This is a genomic window from Streptomyces sp. NPDC002619 (assembly GCF_042889305.1).
Taxonomy (GTDB): Bacteria; Actinomycetota; Actinomycetes; order Streptomycetales; family Streptomycetaceae; genus Streptomyces.
This window is the reverse complement of record NZ_JBIAQV010000004.1, coordinates 289,012-304,543: the sequence shown is the minus strand read 5'-3', so window position 1 is coordinate 304,543 and position 15,532 is coordinate 289,012. Positions and strand designations below refer to the sequence as shown.

The 15,532-nt window shown below is 71.1% G+C and carries 16 protein-coding genes; 7 read left to right on the top strand and 9 right to left on the bottom strand.

Features of this window, described 5'->3' with window-relative positions:
- Positions 1-51: 51 nt before the first annotated feature.
- From ACFYXB_RS10785 to ACFYXB_RS10770, 4 genes are all read right to left on the bottom strand, one after another.
- Complete coding sequence (locus ACFYXB_RS10785) at positions 52-948, bottom strand: RNA polymerase sigma-70 factor (protein ID WP_389580132.1); 897 nt, start codon at positions 946-948, stop codon at positions 52-54.
- A 205-nt stretch (positions 949-1,153) separates the two neighbouring features.
- The gene (locus tag ACFYXB_RS10780) at positions 1,154-1,636 is read right to left on the bottom strand and encodes a cupin domain-containing protein (RefSeq protein WP_389580129.1); all 483 of its coding nucleotides are present in this window, start codon (positions 1,634-1,636) and stop codon (positions 1,154-1,156) included.
- A 56-nt stretch (positions 1,637-1,692) separates the two neighbouring features.
- Positions 1,693-2,457 (bottom strand): SDR family NAD(P)-dependent oxidoreductase, encoded by a 765-nt coding sequence (locus tag ACFYXB_RS10775; RefSeq protein ID WP_389580126.1) that lies wholly within the window; start codon positions 2,455-2,457, stop codon positions 1,693-1,695.
- Positions 2,458-2,481: 24 nt separating this feature from the next.
- On the bottom strand, positions 2,482-2,955 hold the full coding sequence (locus tag ACFYXB_RS10770; RefSeq protein WP_389580122.1) for a carboxymuconolactone decarboxylase family protein: 474 nt from the start codon (positions 2,953-2,955) through the stop codon (positions 2,482-2,484).
- 318 nt (positions 2,956-3,273) lie between these two features.
- On the opposite strand from ACFYXB_RS10770, the gene ACFYXB_RS10765 reads away from it, so the two are divergent.
- Both ACFYXB_RS10765 and ACFYXB_RS10760 read left to right on the top strand, forming a co-directional pair.
- Positions 3,274-5,751, top strand: coding sequence for a SpoIIE family protein phosphatase (locus ACFYXB_RS10765; protein ID WP_389580119.1), 2,478 nt, complete (start codon positions 3,274-3,276; stop codon positions 5,749-5,751).
- Positions 5,752-6,277: 526 nt separating this feature from the next.
- Positions 6,278-6,904 (top strand): PadR family transcriptional regulator, encoded by a 627-nt coding sequence (locus tag ACFYXB_RS10760; RefSeq protein WP_389580116.1) that lies wholly within the window; start codon positions 6,278-6,280, stop codon positions 6,902-6,904.
- 86 nt (positions 6,905-6,990) lie between these two features.
- Here ACFYXB_RS10760 and ACFYXB_RS10755 read toward each other — a convergent pair whose 3' ends face one another.
- Positions 6,991-7,419 carry an SRPBCC family protein gene (locus ACFYXB_RS10755; RefSeq protein ID WP_351347381.1) on the bottom strand — a complete coding sequence of 143 codons (429 nt, stop codon included), beginning with the start codon at positions 7,417-7,419 and terminating at the stop codon, positions 6,991-6,993.
- 102 nt (positions 7,420-7,521) lie between these two features.
- Positions 7,522-7,722 carry a hypothetical protein gene (locus tag ACFYXB_RS10750; protein WP_389580270.1) on the bottom strand — a complete coding sequence of 67 codons (201 nt, stop codon included), beginning with the start codon at positions 7,720-7,722 and terminating at the stop codon, positions 7,522-7,524.
- 198 nt (positions 7,723-7,920) lie between these two features.
- Here ACFYXB_RS10750 and ACFYXB_RS10745 point away from each other — a divergent pair, with 198 nt between their 5' ends.
- The 3 genes from ACFYXB_RS10745 to ACFYXB_RS10735 all read left to right on the top strand — a co-directional run bounded on the left by ACFYXB_RS10745 (position 7,921) and on the right by ACFYXB_RS10735 (position 10,715).
- A complete protein-coding gene (locus ACFYXB_RS10745) occupies positions 7,921-8,496 on the top strand; it encodes a Clp protease N-terminal domain-containing protein (RefSeq protein WP_389580112.1) in 576 nt (191 codons plus the stop codon).
- 95 nt (positions 8,497-8,591) lie between these two features.
- A complete protein-coding gene (locus ACFYXB_RS10740) occupies positions 8,592-9,584 on the top strand; it encodes a DMT family transporter (RefSeq protein WP_389580110.1) in 993 nt (330 codons plus the stop codon).
- 183 nt (positions 9,585-9,767) lie between these two features.
- Complete coding sequence (locus ACFYXB_RS10735) at positions 9,768-10,715, top strand: DMT family transporter (protein WP_389580107.1); 948 nt, start codon at positions 9,768-9,770, stop codon at positions 10,713-10,715.
- Positions 10,716-10,918: 203 nt separating this feature from the next.
- Here the strand turns inward: ACFYXB_RS10735 and ACFYXB_RS10730 are convergent, their stop codons facing one another.
- On the bottom strand, positions 10,919-11,551 hold the full coding sequence (locus ACFYXB_RS10730) for an FMN-binding negative transcriptional regulator (protein ID WP_351347389.1): 633 nt from the start codon (positions 11,549-11,551) through the stop codon (positions 10,919-10,921).
- The gene (locus ACFYXB_RS10725) at positions 11,551-12,234 is read right to left on the bottom strand and encodes a pyridoxamine 5'-phosphate oxidase family protein (RefSeq protein WP_389580105.1); all 684 of its coding nucleotides are present in this window, start codon (positions 12,232-12,234) and stop codon (positions 11,551-11,553) included. The genes ACFYXB_RS10730 and ACFYXB_RS10725 overlap by 1 nt, the downstream gene beginning before the upstream one ends.
- Before the next feature lie 36 nt (positions 12,235-12,270).
- Here ACFYXB_RS10725 and ACFYXB_RS10720 point away from each other — a divergent pair, with 36 nt between their 5' ends.
- On the top strand, positions 12,271-13,602 hold the full coding sequence (locus ACFYXB_RS10720) for an aminotransferase class I/II-fold pyridoxal phosphate-dependent enzyme (RefSeq protein WP_389580102.1): 1,332 nt from the start codon (positions 12,271-12,273) through the stop codon (positions 13,600-13,602).
- An 11-nt stretch (positions 13,603-13,613) separates the two neighbouring features.
- Here ACFYXB_RS10720 and ACFYXB_RS10715 read toward each other — a convergent pair whose 3' ends face one another.
- Positions 13,614-14,552 carry a DMT family transporter gene (locus ACFYXB_RS10715; RefSeq protein ID WP_389580099.1) on the bottom strand — a complete coding sequence of 313 codons (939 nt, stop codon included), beginning with the start codon at positions 14,550-14,552 and terminating at the stop codon, positions 13,614-13,616.
- Positions 14,553-14,626: 74 nt separating this feature from the next.
- Between ACFYXB_RS10715 and ACFYXB_RS10710 the strand changes: the two genes are divergently transcribed.
- Entirely contained in the window at positions 14,627-15,529 is a 903-nt protein-coding gene (locus ACFYXB_RS10710; protein ID WP_389580097.1) for a LysR family transcriptional regulator, read from the top strand.
- The last annotated feature ends 3 nt before the right edge of the window (positions 15,530-15,532 follow it).

Sequence of the window (15,532 nt, the reverse complement as noted above, 5' to 3'; positions counted from 1 at the left end):
GGGTTGTCACCTACTACGACCAGGCGGTCCGGAAATCTGTGACAGCTCTCGTCACTGCTGCAACGAGTCCACGTAGGAATCCAGCTTGGCGGGATTCATGACCCACAGGAGGCGTTCGATGCCGCGTGCCGACACGTCGACGGACAGGAGGGCCACCGCGTTGCCACTGGCCGATACCAGGACGGCCGGCCTGCCGTTGGCCTCGACCCAGCGCACCCGTGTCTCGGGCCAGAAACGTGGGGCGAAGGCGGCGACGAACTTGGCGACGTGCTCACGTCCGACGACCGGAATCCTGGCTGCCCCGCGTATACCGTCACCGTCCGTGTAACTGACCACGTCCTCTGTGAGCACGTCCTTGAGCGCCGACAGATCGCCCGTCTGCGCCGCGGTGAGGAACACCTCCAGCAGGCGCCGATGAGCGGCGGAGCTGACCGGCTCCCTGCGCTGCTCCGACAGATGCTTGCGAGCGCGGCTCACCAGCTGGCGCGTGTTGGCCTCGCTCGTCTCCAGCATGTCCGCGATCTGCTTGTACGGGTAGTCGAAGGCTTCTCTCAGCACGTAGGCAGCCCGTTCCACGGGGTTCAGCTTCTGCAGGAGGAAGAGGACCGCCAGGTCGAGCGCCTCGGCCCGTTCCGCGCCCAACTGCGGGTCCTCGCTCGTGTCGACCGGCTCGGGGATCCAGGGCCCGACGTACGACTCGCGGCGCACTCTTGCGGACCGGGCCAGGTTGATCGCCAGCCGAGCAGTGACCGTGGCAAGGAACGCGGCCGGCTCGTGAATGTCCGCGCGGTCGGTCTGCTGCCACCGCAGCCACGCCTCCTGCACGATGTCCTCGGCTTCCGCGGTACTGCCGAGGACGCGGTACGCGATACCGAAGAGTTGGGGACGCGCCGCGATGAAATCGCTCGTCGCCCGGTCAAGGGAGTCGGCGTCGTCCCGAGCACGCATAAATGACCTCCAGCCCTTGATCACCATGCTACAAGCCGTCACAGCAGGATGTGGCGTCGGTGTCCGTGGGCACAGGACGTATCAGCAGACGAGCGTGAAGTGCGCGCGGGGCAGGCCCATGCTCAGGCCGGTCGACGACGAAGAGCCGACCCGGTGCCGGGACCTGCGGGCCTACCGCCCGAGCGCCTGACCAGCCGCCCCTCGGTCACTCCACGAAGTACGAGTCGTGCTTGTCCAAGAACGCGGCGCGCTCCTCGTCCGTGGCGTCGGCCAGCTGTGACAGCTTCTCGAAATACTCCTCACGCGGCGCTCCCGGCGTGAAGAACAGCAGCATCTCGGCCGGGGCGTCGGAGTCGTTGCGGAAAGCATGCAGTCCGCCCTGCGGCACATGCAGGAAGTCGCCCTGCTGTCCGTCGATCCACTGTGCCCCGTCGAAAAGGCGAACGGTGCCGGCAAGAACGTAGAAGGACTCCGAAATACGCTTGTGGAAATGCGTTTTGGGCCCACCCGCCCTCGCGCTCATCTCCACTCGGTAGAGTCCGAACTCGCCCCGTGTGGTATCCGTGCTCGCCAGGTAATGTACGGCGTCCTTACCGGCTTCGCCGACCCCCGGTGGGGTGCTCGCCGGGCGGAAATTCGCGCTGGCCTCACCGCTGTCTCCCCAATACACCCGGTCCGGGTACGACATGTTGACCATTCCTTGTCTGCATCGGTATGCGACATCTCACGACGGCCGGCCGGAGGTCAGACGAGCTCGAGTCCCCCGTCGATCGTCAGCACCTGACCGGTGATGTGCGCGCCCAGGGGATCGGCTATACGCAGGATCCAGTCCGCGACCTCCTCGGGATCACCGAGACGGCCCGTCGGGATGCGCTCACGTTCATGCTTGCGCATCTCGTCGGCGGTGTCCTGAGGGAGCCCGGCCGCCACCAGGACATCCGTCCCGGTGGGCCCGGGGGCGATCGCGTTCACCCGCACCCCTTCCGGCGCGAGTTCGAGCGCCCAGCTCCGCGTCAGCTGTTCGAGGGCACTTTTGGTGGCGGCGTAATGCGCTCCGTCGGCGAGCGGACGGTGACCGTACGTGCTCGACACGTTGACGATGCAACCGGACGAGTCCCGCAGGTGCGGCAACGCAGCATGGGCGAGCATGCTCGGCGCGGTCACATTGAGGTCGAACAGCCTGGTGATCACCGAGCGATCGGTCTCGGCCAGTGGCATCACGGCCGTCGTGCCCGCGTTGTTCACGAGCACGTCGAGCCGCCCCCACCGTTCCACGGCGTCGGCCACCACCGTGTCGGCGGCGCCCTCCTCGCAGATGTCGAGCGGCAGGACCGCGATGGCGGAGTGGGTGCGAGCCGTCTTCTCCAGGGCCGCCGCACGGCGTCCGACACCGAGGACGTGTGCCCCCGACTCGGCCAGGGCGATCGCGGTCGCTCGGCCGATGCCCGATCCCGCTCCCGTCACGATCGCCACACGGTCCACGAAGCGCGGTGGGATGGAGCTGGGCATGGTGCTTGTTCCTCCGTGGGTCGGCTAGCCGAACATGCCGGGCTGGTAGTCCCCGGCGGGCTGCTGGTTGATGACGTTGATGCGGTTGTAGGCGTTGATGACGGCGATGAGGGAGAGCAGCGCGACGAGTTGGTCCTCGTCGTAGTGCTTGGCGGCGTTCGCCCAGGCCTCGTCGGTGACGCCGCCGGACGCGTCGGCGATGCGAGTGCCCTGTTCCGCCACCTCCAGCGCGGCGCGCTCGGCCTCGGTGAACACCGTGGCCTCACGCCAGGCCGCGACCAGGTTGAGACGCTGCTGGGTCTCCCCGGCGTGGGCGGCGTCCTTGGTGTGCATGTCGGTGCAGAAACCGCAGCCGTTGATCTGGCTGGCGCGAATCTTCACCAACTCCTGCGTCGCGGCCGGCAGCGCCGACTCCGAAAGGATCTTGCTCGCCGAGTTGATGTGCCTCAGCACCTTTCCCGCGAGGGGGTTGCCGAAGTAGTCGACACGCGCTTCCACGGTGATCTCCTTGCTGTTGTACGGATACACACCACTGACCGGATGGCCCTGCGACCTGTGACAGACGGCCGGACGTGACGTGTGTCTCTTCCGCTCGGCTGCCGCGCAGTGACGGTCCGATCCATGTCGTGCCGTGACGTGGATGGGCGCACGCGGTGTTCGTCTCGCCGGACCTGTCACAAACCTGACCTGTCACAAATTAGCGAGCTGTTCAGTCAATTACATGAAAGGTGTGGATGGGCAACTAATATCCGCATCTGCCGGGATGGCGTACCGCCCCCGACCCGCCTATCCGAGGGCAGAAGCTCGATGATCAGCATGGACAGGGTGACATCCGGTGGGCACCCGCTGGGCACGCGCGAGACGGCCGACTCGGCCATCGCGATGCTCGACGAGCAGGGGACCGTAGTCGGCTGGACGCAGGCGGCCGAGCGGCTCGTCGGATACTCGGCAGGGGACGTGGTGGGCCGGTCCGCCGCATTCGTCCTGCCGCCCTCCGAGGGTGGCACGACGGTATCGGCGTTCGTCGAGCAGTGCCGTGCCCGGAGCGGCTGGTCGGGCACCACGGGGGTACGCCATCGCGACGGCCGTACGCTCGCCGTCAGTCTGCGGATCTCCATGATGCGCGGGCAGGACGGAGCCGTCGGATGGCTCGTGTCCGTGACCGACGCCGGCCCGCTGTCGGGGGACACGGTGACCGGATCGGTGCGGGAGTCGCTTCTCGCCCACGTGCCGATCGGTATTGTGTTCCGTGACCTGCGGCTGCGGTGTACGTGGGTGAACGACACGATGGAGAGCCACGACGGCATCCCCCCTGAGCGACGTCTCGGCCACCGGCTCACCGACGCGCTGGCCGGCATCGAGGCCGAAACACTCCAGGAAACGCTGCGGCATGTGCTGGACACCGGCACCACCAGGGTCTACTCCTACCGGGCGTGGCTCGCGCAGGGTGCGCGCCGGGACCACACGTTCGCGGCGTCGCTCTTCCGTCTCCAGGGCGCCGACGGCCGAGCGACAGGGGTGTGCGTCATCAGCGTCGACGTCACCGAGATCCGACGGGCGTACGAGCGCCTGGCCATCCTCACCGAGGCCAGTACGCACCTGGGCAGAACCCTGGACGTGGTGCGGACCAGCCAGGAACTGGCCGACCTCGCCGTGCCCTTGTTCGCGGACTACGCCGCCGTCGACCTGGAGCAGTCGGTTCCCGTCGGCGACGGGCCTCCGGCCCGCGTCGGCCCGTTCGGGGAGCGCCTCCCGGTGTTCCGGCGCGCCGGTCTGGCCTCGATCCACCAGGGGGTGCCCGAATCCCCCTGGGTGCGCGGTGACCCGGTCCTCATACCGTCCGCGTCACCCTTCACGGACGTAATGCGCACCGGGAGGTCCCACTTGGAACCCGTCCTGGACACCGCAGAGGGTACCTGGTTCGACGAGGACCCGGCACGGGCGCGGACGGCGCAGGAGAACGGCATGCACTCGCTGATGGTCGTCCCCATCCGCGCCCGGCGCACCCTTCTGGGGGTGGCGCTGTTCGTCCGCACCGAGGACCCGGTGCCGTTCCAGGAGGTCGATCTGCTGCTGGCCGAAGAACTCGTCGGCCGCGCCGCGCTGTCGTTGGACAACGCTCGTCAGTACGCCCGCGAACACTCCGCGGCGCTCGCGCTGCAGCGCAACCTGCTGCCGCACCGCTTGAGGGGTGGGGCGGCGGTCGAGGCGGTCTCGCGGTATCTGCCCGCCGACCTCGACAACGGGGTCGGGGGCGACTGGTTCGACGTGATCCCGCTGTCCGGCGCCCGGGTCGCTCTCGTCGTCGGCGATGTGGTCGGCCACGGGATCGACGCCGCCGCGACCATGGGCAGGCTGCGCACCGCCGTACGCACGCTCGCGGACATGGAACTGGCCCCCGAGGAGTTGCTGACCCACCTCGACGACACGGTCCAGCGACTGGCGGAGGGGGATGCCGACGCTCAGGACCAGAGCCCTGCCGTGCTGGGCGCCACCTGCCTGTACGCCGTGTACGACCCGGTCACGGGGAAGTGCGCCATGGCACGGGCCGGACACCCTCCGCCCGCGATGGTCGACCCGCAGGGCCGGGTCACCTTCCCCGACCTTCCCGACGGTCCACCGCTGGGCCTCGGGCTGGGCATCCCCTTCGAGGCCGTGGAACTGGACCTGCCCGAGGGCAGTCTTCTCGCCCTGTACTCCGACGGCCTGGTCGAGACGCGTGACGACGACATCGAGGCAGGAATGCGCCGTCTGGGCACGGCACTGGCGGGGTCGGGCCGCTCCCTGGAAGAACTCGGCACCCGCGCCATGGAGACGCGTCCGTGGCAGGCGCCGACCGACGACGTGACCCTGCTCCTGGCGCGGACCCGCTCACTCGGCCCGGGTCAGGTCGCCTCCTGGACGCTGCCGTGCGACCGGTCCTCCGTCCGCAGTGCCCGGGACCTGACGGCCGGTCAGTTGGTCGCATGGGGCCTGGAACGTCTTGAGGACGCCACGAAGCTGATCGTCAGTGAACTGGTCACCAACGCCCTCCGCCACGGCTCCGGCCCGATCGGGCTGCGCCTGATCCGGCACCAGGTCCTGACCTGCGAGGTGCTCGACACCAGCGGCTGCTCACCGACGCTGCGTCACGCGAGCAGGGTCGACGAGAGCGGCCGCGGCCTGTTCCTGGTGGCCCAACTGTCCCGCAGATGGGGCGCCCGCTCGGTTCCGACCGGCAAGATCGTCTGGGCCGAGCAGGACCTCACCACCCCGCCCGAGCCCCGTCCGGGCGACAGGGCCGCCTCTTGCTGAAAGCCGTCACTTCTCGCTGAGAGCCTCCTGACCGAGAGGGATGAGTCCGGAAGAGCCCGTCACTGGTGCTCAAGGAGCTGCCGGGAGAAGGCCCAGCGACGCCGTCGCAAGTCCACTGCTGGCAGCGACTAGGGCTTGTTGCGAAAGTCCCGTCGTCCGTCCGAAGGGCGGGCCGGGCGGCGTCAGGTGCATGCTCTCGGCGTGCCGGGTGCAGGCCCTCGTACTGGACGTACTCGGGTCTGTGCCCGGTGCGGCGAGTGGGGGCACCTCCCACGCCCTTCAGGCAGTGGGGGAGCGTGCATGGCGTCGCCGGGCAGGCGGGACTTTCGCAACAGGCCCCAGGCGCCGAGGCCCCACCTTCGCCTCGACAAATGGGGCGGTCAGTGTCGCCGTCGCCCAGCTCGGCGGCGCGTGTGCTCGATGAGACAGGTCACTGACGCCCAGGTCGAAGGGCATTGTCATCCGATCGGTTCCGATATATCGTTGACGCATCGCGACAGATCAACGATGGAATGGAGTGATTGCGATGCGCAGCCACGGATTCGAGCGTGGACATCGGCAGGACGGCCCCCACCGGCACGGCCGGGGTGGCTTCGAGGGGCGGCGTGCCGCCTTCGGGCCCTTCGGGCCGGGTGGTCCGGGCTTCGGGCCCGGTGGGCCCGGTTTCGGACCCGGGCCCTGGGGTCCGCGAGGACGCGGTGGCCCGAAGGGAAGGGCGCGGCGCGGTGACGTGCGGGCCTCGATCCTGGCCCTGCTCAAGGACCGGCCGATGCACGGCTACGAGATGATCCAGGAGATCGCCGAGCGCAGCGGCGGCGTGTGGAAGCCCAGCCCCGGCTCGGTCTACCCCACGCTCCAACTGCTGGAGGACGAGGGCCTGATCGCCAGTGAGAGCGAGGGTGGCAAGAAGCTGTACTCGCTCAGCGAGGACGGCCGCACCGCCGCCGACGAGGGCCCCGACGCCCCCTGGGAGGAAGCCTCCCGCGGGGTCGACTGGGAGGCACTCGGAGAGATCCGGCAGGCCGGCTTCGGTCTGATGGAGGCCTTCGGCCAGGTCTGGAAGGCCGGCAGCAAGGAGCAGCGCGACAAGGCGCTGACCGTCATCAACGACGCCCGCAAGAAGCTGTATCTGATCCTCGCCGACGAGGACTGACGACCGTACGACCACCTATGGCCGTACGAGTGTGAAGGCGCCCCGTGGAGTTGCCGCGGGGCGCCTTCGTGTGTGCGTGCGGCGGCTCAGGCCACCAGTCCGTCCAGCTTGCGCAGCGACTCGGTCAGGGCGGCCGTCGCCGAGTCCTTGAGCTTGCCCGCCATCAGGGACACGGCGGCGCCCGTGAATTCGCCGTCGATGCGCACCGTCGTGGCGTCGCCGTCCGGGGTGAGGGTGTAGCGCGTGGCGACGGTGACCGCCATCGGGCCCTTGCCGCGAATTGCGAGCACCCGGGCCGGCTCCACCTCCTCGACGGTCCACTCGACCTCCGCCGGGAAGCCCATCAGCTTCATGTTCTCCTGGAAGGTCCCGCCCACCGCCAGGGTCTCCGGGCCGCCCTTGGGGAAGTTCGTGTGGGTCGCGTTCCACTCCCCGTACGCCGGCCAGTCCGTGAGCTGCGCCCACACCTTCTCGGCCGGTGCCTGGATGCGTGCCTCCGCGCTGACTTCGGCCATGGGGCCACCCCTTCGTGTCGGGCTACGGTGTCGCGGAACGTAGCCGCAGGGGCCTGAACATTCAATACTGATGAACCGTCAGAAAATGTGGAAGGTGGCGGCTCAGCCGACCCTTCGTATGAGTGCCGCGTCGAACAGGTCCCACGCGCGCGGGAACGTGCTCTCGTCGTGCGTGTGCCACGCGTCCCAGAACAGGCCGGCTGGCAGCGCGTCCTGCGAGGCGTACGCCCGGTGCACGTACTGTCTGCCGTCGATCGCCGGCAGGGCCACCAGCCAACACTCGTTCCAGCACTTGTTCTTCACGCCGTGGTGACGCAGGAAAGATGCGTGGGGGGTTGCATCCGGGACGCGAGGCAAGGCGGCGCGCGCCCCTTGTGGAAATTCGGCCTGATCTCATCCGTAAGGAGGAGATTCCTGCCCGCGACGTCCACTCTGTGTGGGACTCGAAGATGCTTCCGCCCGGGGATGACTCGAGCCCGAGGGGCTGATGAGGTAGAGGATGTGCAATCCCGTATTCCCCGCCAGCCCGCCGATGACCAGGGCCTGCGCAAGGCGGACGACGATGCCGGGCTCGGTGCCGAGCTGGCAGCGGTGGTCGCCGGTGCCCGCCGGAGGGCCGTCCGGGACGGGGACCGGCAGATCGACACCGCCCATCTGCTGCACTCGCTCCTGGAGTCCGACCCCGGCGTGTGCGCCGTGATCGGCGACGCCCCGCAGATCGCCCGCCTCCTCGGCTATCTCGTGCAGCGCAGCATCGGCTACGGGCTGCGTTGGCAGAGCACGGTCGAGGACTCGGGCGCGATGGCCGTGGTGTCCGACCCCAAGAGCGCCGAGGCGAAGGACGTGGGCGGCTGGTCGCCGCTCGCCGCGACCGCCATGGAGCACGCCCGCGGACGGGCCTGGCGGCGTGGCGTGGGGCGGGCCGTGGGCACCGATCTCCTCGCGGCGATCGTCGCGGACCCCGAGGCCCGGGCCGTCGAGGTGCTGGCCCGCGCCGGAGTGCGCCCGGCCGACCTGCTCGCACGGATCGACAACCACACGGGGGAGTACGCCGGCGACGGCGGTGCCGCCTGCTGAGGGCCGAGGGCAGAGGGTGGTTCCGTCCAGTCGGCGAGACAGGTGTCAACGGGGGTGACGGTCATGTCGTCGCCTGTCATCATGTGCCGGTGCGTATGTCAGAGAGCAGTCACGGCAGCCGTGGGAAGGGCGTCGGGCTCGGCCTCGCGCTCGCGTCCGCGCTCGCCTTCGGGGGATCCGGTGTCGCGGCCAAGCCGCTGATCGAGGCGGGCCTCGGCCCGCTGCACGTGGTGTGGCTGCGGGTGGCCGGGGCCGCCCTCGTGATGCTGCCGCTCGCGGTGCGTCACCGTGACCTGCCGCGCCGCCGGCCCGCGCTGCTCGCCGGGTTCGGACTGCTCGCCGTGGCCGGAGTCCAGGCGTGCTACTTCGCCGCGATCTCGCGCATCCCGGTCGGCGTGGCCCTGCTCGTCGAGTACCTGGCCCCTGCCCTGGTCCTCGGCTGGGTGCGGTTCGTGCAGCGCCGGCCGGTGACGCGCGCCGCCGCGCTCGGCGTGGTCCTGGCCGCCGGCGGTCTCGCCTGTGTCGTGGAGGTGTGGTCCGGACTCGGCTTTGACGCCCTCGGACTGCTCCTCGCGCTGTGCGCGGCCTGTTGCCAGGTCGGATACTTCGTCCTGGCCGACCAGGGCAGCGATGCGGGCGCCGAGGCCCCTGACCCGCTCGGCGTCATCGCGTACGGCCTGCTCGTCGGCGCCGTCGTCCTGACCGCCGTCGCCCGCCCCTGGGCCATGGACTGGTCCGTGCTCTCCGGCACCGCGCAGCTGAACGGCAGCCCGGTCCCGGCCGCCGCCCTTCTTCTGTGGATCGTGCTGGTCGCCACGGTCGTCGCGTACGTCACCGGTGTGCTGTCGGTACGGCGGCTCTCCCCGCAGGTCGCGGGCGTGGTGGCCTGTCTCGAGGCGGTGGTCGCGACCGTCCTCGCCTGGGTGCTGCTCGGCGAGCATCTGTCGGCGCCACAGGTCGTGGGCGGTGCGGTCGTCCTGGTCGGCGCGTTCATCGCGCAGTCCTCGACGCCCGCCAAGGGCTCCGCCGAGCCGGTGGCGAGCGGCGTCGCCGAGAGCGAGTTGTCCGTCCGGGAACCCGTCGCCTAAGGTGTCGAACATGCCGTCGAACGCACTCGTCCTTCCGCCTCCGGCCGCCTGAGGCGGGCCTCCGGGATTCACGCCTGGTCGAGCTGATCGCCGGGCGGGACGGTGCTGCCCGCAGACGAAGTCCGCGCGCCCCGCTGGGAGCGGGTCGCCTCCCGTACTTCTGCACCTCTGCGGAGAGAATTCGTGTCGAACGACGCTTTCGGCCTGCCCGTCGGGCGTGGCCTCCTCTATCTGATCGTCGCCGGTGCCGCCTGGGGCACCGCGGGCGCCGCCGCCTCACTGGTCTACCGGGCCAGTGACATGGGCGCCGTCACCCTTTCCTTCTGGCGCTGCGCCGCGGGACTCGTCCTGCTGCTCGCCGGCCGGCTGCTGCGTTCCGGCGCCCGCCGTGCGGTCGTCCCGGAGCCGTTGGGCCGCAGGGCGGTGAAGGCCGTGACCACCGGCCTCGGCCTGGCGGTGTTCCAGACCGCCTACTTCGCGGCCGTCTCGGCCACCGGACTCGCCGTGGCCACCGTCGTCACGCTCGGCGCCGGACCCGTCCTCATCGCGCTCGGCGCCCGCCTCGCCCTGGGCGAGCGGCTCGGGCGCGGCGGGGCCGCCGCCGTGGCCGGGGCGCTCGCCGGTCTTGCGGTGCTCACGCTCGGCGGCTCGGGCGCGACCGTACGCCCGGCGGGTGTCCTGCTGGCGCTGGCCTCGGCGGCCGGCTACTCCGCCATGACGCTGCTCACCCGCTGGTGGGGGCGCGACGGCGGCACCGACAGCTCGGGTACGACCGTATGGGCGTTCGCGGTCACCAGTGCCTGTCTGCTGCCGTTCGCCCTGTCCGACGGCCTCGTGCCGCACGCCGCCGACCCGGCCCGCATCGTGTGGCTCCTCGCCTACATCGCGGCCGTGCCCACGGCCGTCGCGTACGCCCTCTACTTCGCGGGCGCGGCCGTCGTACGCTCCGCCACCGTCTCCGTGATCATGCTCCTTGAACCGGTGAGCGCGGCGGTCCTCGCCGTCGCCCTGCTGGGCGAGCACCTGACGGCCCCCACGGTCGCGGGCACCCTGCTGATGCTCGGGTCGGTCGCCGGGCTCGCGCTGGCCGAGGCGCGCGCGGCGCGCAACCCGGAGCCGATGCCTGCTTGACCTGCGGGGGAGGGGCCGCCCGCCCCGGTCGCCTCGGCGGCCTCAAGGCGCCCGGTCGCGGGGCCGGGCGGCCCCTCATGCCCTGCGTCGCCGCGCCATGTGGCCCGTCACGCCTCGCGTCGTCGAGCTCGGTGGCGCCTTATGCCCTGTGTCGTCGGGCCGGGTGGCCTCTCCATGCCCCGTGTCGCCGGCCGGGTGGCCCGTCACGCCCCGCGTCGCCGCGCCAGGTGGTCCCGTGCCGCCCCGTCGCCCGGTCCGCCCCGCAGCGCGAGGCCCGCGGCGATCCTGTCCTGGACCTCTGCCGGCTTGTGGCTCGCGTACTTGAACTTGGCCCGGACGCCGGTCACTTCGAGGCGCAGCCCGCGGATGCCGGACAGCATGCGGCCGTACGGCGCCTCGCCCGGCGCCGCGCGGGACGAGTCGCCGTCCGGCTGGAAGTGGCCGAGCTGGCGGTTCAGGAGCTCAGCCTTGGCCGCCGGGTCGTCCATGACATGGGCCGTGCAGCGCAGTTGGACGGCGGTGTAGAAGCTCGTGGGGACGCCGTGCTCGGGCGGGACGTCCGGCGGGGCCTGCCAGGGACCGGGGACGTACACGTAGTCGTCGACCACGCTCAGCAGCACGACAGGGTTCGCCTCGAGGGCCGGCCACAGCGGGTTGGGGCGGGCGAGGTGGGTGACGGCCTCGCCGCGCTCGGGGTCGTAGGCGAAGTGCAGCGGCTGGACGAACGGCGGCTCGCCGGCCGGGCCGTTGACCGCGAGCTGACCGAAGTCGTGGGCGGCCAGCCAGGTCTGCCACTCGGCGTCGTCGCGGGCCGCGTCCCAGGGGTGGATCAGCATCACAGGCCTCCGAGGTAGTCGGGGAGCGCGATGCCGGGCGCCAGGTCGGCGTTGGCGACCGGCACGTCGTACCCCTTGCGCAGCGGGACGACCCCGGCCCAGTGGGGGAGTTCCAGGTCCTCGGGCTCGTCGTTCGCGCCGCCCGTGCGGACCTTGGCCGAGACCTCGTCCAGGTCGAGGCGGATCACCGCGGTGGCGGCCAGCTCCCTCTTGTTCGCGGGCCGGGAGTCGGCGGAACGGCCCGGCACGACGTGGTCGACCAGCGCGTCCAGGGCCACCCGCCGCTCCTCCGGGTCGTCGATCTGATGGGCGGTGCCGTGGACCACCACGGAGCGGTAGTTGATCGAGTGGTGGAAGGCCGAGCGGGCCAGCACCAGACCGTCGACGTGCGTCACCGTCAGACACACCGGGAGCCCCGGGTCGGCGGCGCCGGTCATGCGCAGCGGGCGCGAGCCCGTCGAGCCGTGGACGTACAACCGCTCGCCGACCCGGCCGTACAGCGTCGGCAGCACCACCGGGGCGCCGTCGCGGACGAAGCCGAGGTGGCAGACGTAGCCCTCGTCGAGTATCGCGTGCACCAGGTCCTTGTCGTACGACGCCTTCTCGGCGGCCCGTGTGGGGACGGTGCGGTCGGTCGGGGTGTAGGCGGCGGGCGGCGGCGACGTCCGCTGGATCCCCTGCATGGCGCTCTCCCATTGCACTAGTGCATAATCGACTTTGTGCTAGGAGAGTATCCGATCAGTGGCCGTGGTGCAGCAGAGATCGCGGCGAGCGTCGAACGCGCGGTGGGCGCCGGAGAGCTGGAGCCCGGCCAACTGCTCCCACCCATGCGGGAGTTGGCGACCCGGCTGGGAGTGAATCCCAACACCGTCGCGGCCGCCTACCGCACCCTGCGCGAACGTGGGGTCATTGAGACCGCCGGACGCCGGGGCAGCCGTATCCGCTCCAAACCCGCCACCACCGGACGCGAGCGGCTGCACGTCGACGTGCCGGCCGGGGTCCGCGACCTGTCGGACGGCAACCCCGACCCCGCGCTCCTCCCACCCCTCGCGCCAGCCCTCGCCGGCGCGGCCGAGGCGGGCGACCGGGAGCCGGTGCTGTACGGCGCCGAGGCGGTGGAACCGGAGCTGGCGCGGATCGCGCGGGCCGCACTCGACGCCGACGGAGTGCCCGCCGGACCGCTCGCCGTGCTCTCCGGCTCCCTGGACGCCATCGAGCGCGTGCTGGCAGCCCATCTCAAGCCGGGCGACGGCGTCGCCGTCGAGGACCCCGGCTGGGGCCGCACCCTCGACCTGGTGCCGGCGCTCGGACTGCGCACGGTCCCTGTGGGCGTCGACGACGAGGGCCCCCGCGCCGACGACCTGCGCCGCGCCCTGGAGTCCGGCGCCCGCGCCCTGATCGTCACGGACCGCGCGCACAACCCCACTGGCGCCGCCGTGAGCGCCCCACGCGCGCGTGCCCTGAGCGCGGTCCTCCGTAACCATCCGCAGACCCTGCTGATCGAGGACGACCACGGCCACGGCATCGTCGACCTCCCGCTGCACCCCCTGGCGGGCGTCACCCACCACTGGGCCTTCGTCCGCTCCGCGGCCAAGGCGTACGGCCCCGACCTGCGCCTGGCCGTCCTCACCGGTGACTCGGTCACGGTCGACCGGGTGCGGGGGAGGCAGCGGCTGGGGCCTGGCTGGGTGAGCCGTCTGCTGCAGCGGGCCCTGGTCCGGCTGTGGACGGACGGCGCCGTGGACGGCCCCGCTGTGGCGGCGGCCTACCGCACCCGCCGCACCCTCCTCATCGACGCCCTCGCCGAGCGCGGAGTCCCGGCCCACGGCCGCAGCGGCATGAACGTCTGGGTCCCGGTCCCCGACGAGACGGCCGCGGTGGCCCGCCTCCTCCACGCGGGCTGGGCGGTCTCCCCGGGCGCCCGCTTCCGTCTGAACGCCCCGCCGGCGATCCGCGTCACGATCTCGACGCTGCGAGCGGAAGAGGTCGACCCTTTGGCAGACGCCGTGGCAAAAGCGGTGGGCACGGTACCGGTGAGGACTTATGTGTAGCTGTGGCCGACCTACCTGGACGCGCGGGGAGCTGCGCGAACTTGGGTGAGGGCCGCGCCCGCAAGAACCACCACCGCCCCCACCGGAGTGGTCCAGCGGAGCGACTCCCCAAGAATGGCAACCCCCGCCCCGGTGGCGATGACCGGAATGAAGTACGTGACCATCTGCGCTGTCGTGGGCCCGACTTCGGCGACGAGCCCGTACTGAACGAGAACGGCCAGCCCCGTCCCGAGCGCCCCCAGCGCGGCGATCGCGAGCAGCGGAGCCAGGGAGAAGTGTCCCGGAAACGAAGTGAACAGCGGTGTCACAACAGCCAGTTGAACCGTCGCCAACAACAACTGCGCCCCGGTCATGGACAAATGCGAACCCCCCGCCCCCGCCAGCGTCCGCCGCACATAGATCCACCCGACCGGATAGCTCAGCGAGGCCAGCAACGCCATCGCCGTCCCCCTCGCGTCCAGCCCGTGAAATCCCTGCCACGCGCCGAGAACCGTCAGCACCCCGAGGAAACCGAGGCCGAGGCCGGCGAAGCGGACCCGCGTCGGGCGGTCCTCGGACAGCGCGACCAGGGACAGCGCCATCCCCCACAGCGGCGACGTGGCGTTGCAGATACCGGCCAGCGTGGACGGGATTGTCAGCTCGGAGTACGCGAACAGCGAGAAGGGCAGGGCGTTCAGCAGGAACGCGGCGACCGCCAGGTGCCCCCAGGTGCGCGCCCCGCGCGGCAGCCGCTCCCGCCTCACCGCCATCGCCGCCGCCAGCACCGCCGTACCGAACACCAGCCGCCCCGGGGTGACTTGGAAGGGCGCGTAGCCATGGGTGCCCACCTTGATGAGGAGGAAGCTGAAGCCCCAGGTCAGGGACAGGCCGGCGAAGCGGAGACGCCAGTCGAGGCGGGCGCGGAGGCGCGGGTCCGCGCCGACCGGGGTGCTGGTGGTGACGGTGCTCATGGTCGTAACGATGCAGCAGGCAACCTCGTAGCACAATCGAGATTTCTCACGGGATACCTCGTAGGATCGCTTATATGTTGAACCTGGAGCGACTGCGCACCCTCGACGCCCTCGCCCGGCACGGCTCGGTCAGCGGCGCCGCCGAGGCGCTGCACGTCACCACGTCAGCGGTCTCGCAGCAGCTGGGCAAGCTGGAGCGGGAGGTGGGGCAGCAGCTCCTCGCCAAGAACGGCCGAGGTGTACGTCTCACGGACGCGGGCCGTCTGCTGTCCGAGCACGCGGCGCGAATCCTCTCCCAGGTGGAGCTCGCCCAGTCCGACCTGGAGGCGCACCGCGGCCAGGTCGTCGGCGAACTCAGGCTGTCCGCCTTCCCCACGGCCGCCCGCGGTCTGTTCCCCACCGCGCTCGCCGCGCTGCTGACCCGGCACCCGGCACTGCGCGTGCGCTCGTGCGAGCTGGAACCGGAGAACGGTGTCGCCGGAGTCGTCCGCGGCGACCTGGACCTCGCCGTCGTCCTGGACTGGTACAACAAGCCCATGCCGGTCCCGGACGGACTGGTCAAGGCGCCCCTGCTCGACGATCCCGCCGACGTGGCGATGCCGGCCGGCCACCGGCTCGCGCACCGGGACGAGGTGGACCTGGGGGAGTTCGCCGAGGACGAGTGGATCACCTGGGGCGAGGGCGAGTTCTGCCACGAGTGGCTGATGTTCACGCTGCGCTCGCGGGGCGTCGAGCCGATCGTCGGCCACCGCGCCGCCGAGACCCACACTCAACTCGGCCTGGTCTCCGCCGGGTTGGGTGTCTGTATCGCGCCGCTCCTGGGCCGCCGGCCGGTGCCGCCCGGCGTCGTCATGGTCCCGCTCAAGCAGCGGGTGCGCCGCCATGTGTACGTCGTCTGGCGCGCCGACGCCGACCGCCGTCCCTCGATCCGCGCGGCGGTGGAGGCACTGCGCGAGGCGGCACAGCAGGTCGGCTGAACC